The 7,219-nt window shown below is 59.5% G+C and carries 6 protein-coding genes; all 6 read left to right on the top strand.

The features are described from left to right. Positions 1–14 precede the first annotated feature (14 nt). The 6 genes from QLQ86_RS08845 (at position 15) to QLQ86_RS08820 (ending at position 6,831) form a co-directional block, all read left to right on the top strand. A protein-coding gene (locus tag QLQ86_RS08845; RefSeq protein WP_282816639.1) for an IS3 family transposase occupies positions 15–1,155 on the top strand; the annotation gives its coding sequence in 2 pieces (ribosomal slippage) (positions 15–262 and positions 261–1,155; 1,143 coding nt in all). Between the two features lie 34 nt (positions 1,156–1,189). Then, positions 1,190–1,591, top strand: a complete 402-nt coding sequence (locus QLQ86_RS08840) for an integrase core domain-containing protein (RefSeq protein WP_282816638.1) — start codon at positions 1,190–1,192, stop codon at positions 1,589–1,591. 231 nt (positions 1,592–1,822) lie between these two features. Next, entirely contained in the window at positions 1,823–2,923 is a 1,101-nt protein-coding gene (locus QLQ86_RS08835) for a glycosyltransferase (RefSeq protein WP_282816635.1), read from the top strand. 26 nt (positions 2,924–2,949) lie between these two features. Further along, positions 2,950–4,341, top strand: a complete 1,392-nt coding sequence (locus QLQ86_RS08830) for a hypothetical protein (RefSeq protein WP_282816634.1) — start codon at positions 2,950–2,952, stop codon at positions 4,339–4,341. A 46-nt stretch (positions 4,342–4,387) separates the two neighbouring features. Continuing rightward, positions 4,388–5,509 (top strand): glycosyltransferase family 4 protein, encoded by a 1,122-nt coding sequence (locus QLQ86_RS08825; protein WP_282816633.1) that lies wholly within the window; start codon positions 4,388–4,390, stop codon positions 5,507–5,509. Between the two features lie 35 nt (positions 5,510–5,544). Further along, positions 5,545–6,831: an exopolysaccharide biosynthesis polyprenyl glycosylphosphotransferase gene (locus QLQ86_RS08820; RefSeq protein ID WP_282816632.1), complete on the top strand. Its 1,287-nt coding sequence runs from the start codon at positions 5,545–5,547 to the stop codon at positions 6,829–6,831. Positions 6,832–7,219 lie beyond the last annotated feature (388 nt).

Here is a 7,219-nt window from a genome sequence, read left to right as displayed (position 1 = left end):
GGCAAGCAGCGGCGATGAAGAAGACCCGTACCCGTTACTCCCAGGCCTACAAGGACGAGGCCCTGGCACTCGCTGATCGTGTTGGCACCAGTGCCGCCGCTCGCGAGCTGGGGCTTCAGTCCAGCCAGCTCTATCAATGGCGAGCCAAGGCCCAGCAGCAGCAAACCGTCTCGGCTCGCGAGCAGGCCTTGGCTGACGAGAATGCGCGGCTCAAGCGTCAGCTGGCTGAGAAGTCGGAAGAGCTTGAAATCGCAAAAAAGCCGCGGTGTACTTCGCGAAGAGCCTGAAGTGAAGTACGCCTTCATCGAGCAGCACCGTCAGGCCTTCAGCGTTCATCGGATGTGCGCGTTTCTCGGTGTCGCCCGCAGCAGCTACTACGCCTGGCGACAGCGGGGAGGTGAACCGTCTCCCCGCCGCCGCCGACAAACGATCACCGATCAGCGCGTGGCTCAGGCCTTCGAACAGGGCAAGGGGCGCTCAGGCGCCCCCAGGCTGACCCGCGACCTGAACGATGCTGGCGTACCCATCTGCCGCAATACTGTGGCCGCCAGCCTCCGTCGGCAAAACCTGCGGGCGAAAGCCGCTCGCAAGTTCAAGGCCACCACGAATTCACGGCATGGCCTGCCAGTCGCACCGAACCTGATGGAGCAGGACTTCACCGCTACGGCACCGAATCAGAAATGGGTCGGCGACATCACCTACCTGGCAACGGGTGAAGGCTGGCTCTATCTGGCGGTGCTGATTGATCTGTACTCACGCAAGGTGATCGGCTGGGCGATGAGCGAACGCATGACGGCTGACCTGGTCAGCGATGCCCTGAAAATGGCCCTGTGGAGCCGGAAGATGCCCAAAGGCGTAATTGTCCATTCAGACCGCGGGAGCCAGTACTGCTCGACGCTGTACCAGTCGCTGCTGATGCGTCACGGTCTCAAGTGCAGCATGAGCGCCAAGGGCAACTGTTACGACAATGCCTGCGCTGAGAGCTTCTTTCACAGCCTCAAGGTCGAAGCCATCCACGGCGAGCGGTTCGTGACCCGTGAGGCGATGCGTCGGCAGGTATTCGAATACATTGAGTTGGACTACAACCGGCAACGCCGACACAGTGCAATCGGGATGATCAGTCCAGAGGCCTTTGAGGCCCAAATGATCGCTTAGACCGGTGTCCACCAATGCTGGGTAAGATCAGGAGATCCTCGGTTGGCGATTATCGGACACCGGCAGCAGCAAGACGGCTGAAGCGGCGCTGGAAGAGGCCCTGGTACATCGATTTGGCGCGCTGGGCCGCATTCATCAACCGCTGGCCCTGCGCTCCGATAACGGCCTCGTCTTCAGCAGTCGACACTATACGGCGACGGTGAAGGCCTACGGGCTCACCCAAGAGTTCACGACTCCCTACACTCCGGAGCAAAACGGACTTGTCGACCGCTTCTTTCGGTCCTTGAAGGAAGAATACATCTGGCAGCTCCGGTTCGAGTCGCTGGGCCAGGCCCGGGCGGTGATCAGCCGCTGGATCCGGTACTACAACGAAGAGCGGCCACATCAGTCCCTGGGCTATGTGGCACCCCGAGCACACCCGGCATTAGCGGCATAGGGTGTGCAGAAACCAGGGGGTCATTACAGCTTGGGGCGGAAGTAAACCGTCCTACGAGAGAGGCCCAGCCACTAGTACAGCTTAACGAGTGATACCACATGGCCCTCTTGGGCCAGTTCCGCCTGCAGCGACCTTACGAGTTCTCGTCCTCGTCGAGCAGGCGTCGCCACTTTTTTAAGAAGTCTCAGGAAGGGTTGGAATTATCTTGCTAATTTTCTCAGCTTGCTTAAAATGCAAAAAGTTTCAATGAGTATTTTCTTATTTATTGGCGATCTTTATCCTGGTGGGGCTGAGCGTCAACTGATATACCTCTGCAATGGACTTGTCAAAAGAGGGTGGCAAGTCACCTTGGTGACGATAAAGGGGGGGGGAGCTTACCAGGACCTTCTTGATTCACGGGTGACGCGTTGTGTTTTGGGAGGTAATAGTCTATTAACAGTAATGTGGCGGCTTACTAAATTTTTAAGGCAGGGCCGCCCAAGTATTCTAGTTAATCTATTGTTCCATGCCACCTTACTAGGCCGCGTAGCGGCGAGTATAGCGAGGGTCTCTTGTGTCTCGTCCTATCGCAATATCAGCTATGGCAGCGCACAGCGCGATGCGCTGGTGCGTCTGACTGCCTGGTTGGATACCTCCACGCTAAGCAATGTCGCTGGTGCACGTGGTCGCTTGTTTCCAACGCGCAGTCGGCGTCAGCTTCACATCATTCCCAATATGTACTTGGGGAAGATTGGTGCGCCGGTGGAGGGCCATCTCAGGCAGCTTCATTCAGAAGAGCATACTTCGGCCTTTCACTGGTGTTTCGTTGGCCGATTACAGCCCCAAAAAAACCTTTCTGCCTTGCTGCATGCTTTTAAGCAGTTGAGTGCTGTCCAGCCGCTACCCATGCGACTCAGCATCGCCGGTGATGGCCGCGAGGCCGAAATCTTGCAAGCTGAGGTCGAAGCACTGGAGCTTATCGGTAGCGTGAAGCTACTTGGGCATATCAGCGAGCCCGACCAATTGTTTCGAGAGGCTGATGCCTTGGTTCTGCCGTCTCGCTGGGAGGGCATGCCCAATGTACTTATGGAGGCAATGGCAGCGGGCACACCTTGTGTCGCTACCCCGGTGGGCGCCGTGTCGGATATGCTGGGTCATGGTCTCCGCGGCGTGGTTGCGAGAGGCACGACATCTGATGCCATCGCTGAGGCTATGGGCCGGCTGATGGTGATGCTGCCTGCCGAGCGTCAATCAATGGCGGATTCTGCTAAGCGCTATATCGTCCAGGCGTGTGATGTCGAAACGGTGACTGATCAGTGGGAAGCGCTGCTGCGTCAGGCTGCTGGCCAGTAGCTGGTCGAGGTACGATGAAAAAGGGCATGGAACGTATACCCGCCACGCTCGTTGGCCTATGGGTTGGCGGCGGCGTCTTGATATCGACTTTGTTAATTCAGTTGGTGGTATTGGGCATACTCCTGCCCGATTGGGGTGATGGCAATGGCTTGATACCTGGCCAGGATGTGGTCGGCTTCCATTCAGTAGCGGTTGAGCAGGCTCAAGCCATAGCTCATCATGGATGGTCTGCTTGGGAGCAGCGACCAAACGGCTGGGGCATATCCGGCCTGATGTCTGCCTGGTATGCGATCACCTTATCCGAACCTTGGGTGCTGGTACCCTGGCAGGCGTTGATGTTTGGCATTAGCGCAGGACTTCTGGCCTCAATGCTTGGTTCCCTTAGCCATCACCGTGGTGTGACGTTACTGGGCACCTTGCCAATGCTGCTGCTGCCCTCTGCAGCAATGGTCTACGCGCAACCACATCGTGACATCGTGGTGATGTTCGGGCTTATGCTGGCCATTTATGGCTGGGGGTGGCTGGCCAAGGCGCAGCAAGTCGAGTGGCGACGAGCTCTTGGCTATAGTGCCGGTGCTGTCGTTTTGGTCGGCTCTGGCTTTGTCTCGGCGTGGATGGTGCGCGACTTCTCCGCCGAGATATTCCAAGGGCTTGGGGCCATCTTGGCGTTGCTGCTGGTGTGCCTTGCCGCCGTTCGATTGACGCGCGAGCGGCGTATACGCCTGGGGCTCATTCTCAGCCCGCTGCTGGCGGTGGTGATGCTGTTGGGTATGATCACCTTTCATGCTGGGAATCGCTTTGATCGAGAGTTGGCTGAATCTTCTAGCCAAGACATTGCGGTCCATGAACAGACGGAGACGGAGACGGAGACGGAGAGCGTCTGGTATGCCTCCACCTGGCTGCCTAGCATGGCAGACGACAAGCTGCGCCGGCTCTCGGGGGCCCGCGAGCACTTCCTGCGTGGCTACAGCCATGGCCGCAGCCTGGTGGATGAGCACGTTCATTACCGTAGCGTGGGCGACATGCTGGCCTATACCCCGCGAGCCCTGCAGATTGGACTGTTAAGCCCGTTTCCCTATCAATGGGTACCCCATCCTGAGGCACCGGCTGTACGAAACGCATATAGGGTGCTGGCCGGTATGGAAATGTTTCTGCTTTACCTGATACTGCCATTTCTCGGCTACGCCATCTGGCGCTGGTGGCGGCGCGATACGCTGTGGCTACTGCTGATGCCTGCCCTGGCGTGGGTGATGGTGTACAGCTACACGGTGCCGGTCGTCGGGGCCTTGGTGCGGTATCGGTTTCCCGGTTATATCATCCTGGTGGCGCTGGCCGTTGCCGGGCTCTGTCAGGCGATACGGGATGGGTGGGCAAGGCGTGCGGGAATATCTGTCGCCCCCTCATCTAAAGAAAACTGAGCAGCGGCCGTTATGTGCCCGTGGATGCTGACAGGGATGTGATTGCATGCGTGTGGCCTTTGTAGCCAACTCGGCCTGGTACCTTCGTAACTTTCGCCTTTCGACGTTGCAGGCCTTTGCTGAGGTTCATGACGTGTCCGTGCACTATCCAGAGGGCGGGACAGAACCTGCCCTTGTATCCCGTGGGCTTACACAGCATCCCTTCTACCTTGATGCGTCGGGCACCAAGCCGTTGAGGGAACTCCGCGGTCTCTTGGCGCTCTGGCGCAGCCTGCGCCGCGTACGTCCCGAGGTGGTATTCAGCTTCAACCCCAAGACCAACCTGTACGCGCTGATGGCCTGCTGGCTGATGAGGGTACCCTGCATTCCCAACGTATCGGGGGTAGGAACCGCTTCCCAGTTGGCGGGTGTGAAGGGCAGGCTGTATCGAGCGCTCGCCGGATTCTTCTACCGGCGTGCGGCCCACGTCTTCTTCCAGAACCCGGATGACTGCGAGGCGTTCTTGCAGGCAGGGTGGGCGCGGGAAGGGGGTTACTCACTGATTCCTGGCTCCGGTGTCGATCTGGCGCGTTTTGTGCCGATACTGCAGGCCGGCGACCGGTCGCGCCCCTTCCGGTTTCTCATGGCGGCCCGTCTGCTGGCGGCCAAGGGGGTGAGGGAGTATTGTGCGGCATCGCGTGCACTGCTTGCGGAACACTCCGGCGTGGAGTGCTGGCTGGCCGGCGGCATGGCCTCGGAGGCGCGTGGTGTCAGCGAAGCGGAACTGGATGCTTGGCAAGCGATGCCAGGTGCCGACTATCTGGGTCACGTGGACGATATGGCGTCGCTTCTGCACCAGGTCGACGTGGTGGTGCTGCCTTCCTACTATCCCGAGGGCATTCCGCGGGGGCTCATCGAGGCGGCGGCTTGTGGCAAGCTCCTGATCACCACTACCATGCCGGGGTGCCGGGAAGTGGTGGTGCCCGGGGAGAATGGCTGGCGGGTGCCTCCGCGAGATGAGCAGGCCCTGCTGGCTGCCATGTCAGACGCCATGTCGCTTTCCCCTCAGGCGCGCACCAGGATGCAACAGGCGTCCCGCGAGTTGGCCGAGCGCCGCTTCGATGAACAGATCGTGATTCAGCAGTATCACCAGGTGCTGGCTCGGCAGACCGGCCAGGAGGTTTCGTGAGCAGGGAGAGTATCAGGTCAACAGGGGCACTATGGATGGGCGCTGAGAGAGCGGGCGAGTTCGAGCGACGGCACTCCCGCTGGTATGAGCAGCTGATGCTGGGTATCCCGGTGCAGTTGCTGGTGGGGCTGCCCATGGTACTGCTCATTCCATCGCTGGACCGCTGGGGCTGGGGGTTCTGGGAGGCGCTCCCTCCCTACCGCAGCAACACCCTCTGGGCGATTGTCGTTGCCTTCATTGCCATCATGATCACGCTACGGCGGGTGAATCGCTACCCGGGTGCCCAGATGGTGGCCTACACCATCCCGACGGTCACCTTCTATTACCTGTTGGCCGTGGCAGTGCTGTTCTTCCTGCGGGAGGAGTATACGCGCCAGGTGCTGTTCACAGGGTACCTCTGCAGCCTGGTGTGGTTCTTTGCCGGCAACTTCGTGGGGCGGCGGTATCGCAAGTTGAAGCTGGCGGTGGTGCCGCTGGGCAAGGCCATGTCGCTCAAGCCGACACGCCAGTTCGAGCTGCGCCCCCTTGACGGCCCCGATTTTGCTGGCGTGCGCTATGACGGTGTAGTAGCCGACCTGCACAGTGATGAGCTCTGCGCGACGTGGGAGCGGTTCCTGGCGCGCTGCACCCTGGCGCATATTCCGGTCTACCACACCCGGCAGATCCAGGAGTCGATCACCGGGCGGGTCGAGATCACCCATCTCTCCGAGAACGAATATGGCGCCCTGTTGCCATCGGGGTTCTATCGCGGCTTCAAGGTCGTGGTCGATTTCATCGTTGCCCTGGTGCTGCTGGTTCTGTTGTCGCCGCTGATGCTGGCGGTGGCTTGGTGGATCCGTCGGGACAGCCCGGGGCCGGCGCTGTTCATGCAGGAGCGCCTTGGCTATCGAGGCGTACCCTTCAAGGTCTACAAGTTTCGCAGCATGTATTGCGACCAGCAGGGCAGGGGCTTTACCGAGGGCGACGATGACCCGCGCATCACGCGGGTTGGCAGGGTGCTTCGCAAGTATCGCATCGACGAGTTGCCCCAGTTGTTCAATGTGCTCAAGGGTGAGATGAGTTTCATCGGCCCACGGCCGGAATCGATGCCCTTGTCCCTATGGTATGAACAGGATGTGCCGTTCTTCAGCTATCGCCACGTGGTACGGCCGGGCATTTCCGGCTGGGCCCAGGTGGAGCAGGGCTATGCCGCCGAGGTGGATGGCATGATCGAGAAGCTCATGTATGATTTCTACTATATCAAGCACTTCTCGCTATGGCTGGACATCCTCATCGTGTTCAAGACGCTGAAGACCATTGTGACGGGACATGGGGCACGGTGACGGCCCTGTCTTTCAGGGTGAGGAGCGATGCTATTGACCTCACACGATGTGTCGCCGGGCCGGAGCCTGGCTCGTTGCTTGGCCAACAGACAACTGCCGCATGGGGTTGGACTGGCAACCCATCCCGTGGAACATCTTCAAGGGCAGTGCCCATCATAGCTCCAGGGTAAAGAATGCCGTCGCAATATCCTCGAATTCGTAGCGTTCGAACGTTCGTTGGTCGCAATGGTCACTGACCCACTTGAGCCGGATATCCGTCTTGTCGTATAGATGATCCTCTGTGATGAATCCGGCCCCTCAGGCTATGGGGGGATAGCCCTGAGTGTGAGTCACGCCTCGCTCAGGGCTTTTTCATTCGTACATACAACGCAGGTGACGAAAAGAGGGG

The organism is Halomonas rhizosphaerae (assembly GCF_030012485.1).
GTDB lineage: Bacteria > Pseudomonadota > Gammaproteobacteria > Pseudomonadales > Halomonadaceae > Halomonas > Halomonas rhizosphaerae.
This window is presented reverse-complemented; position numbering and strand designations above follow the sequence as displayed.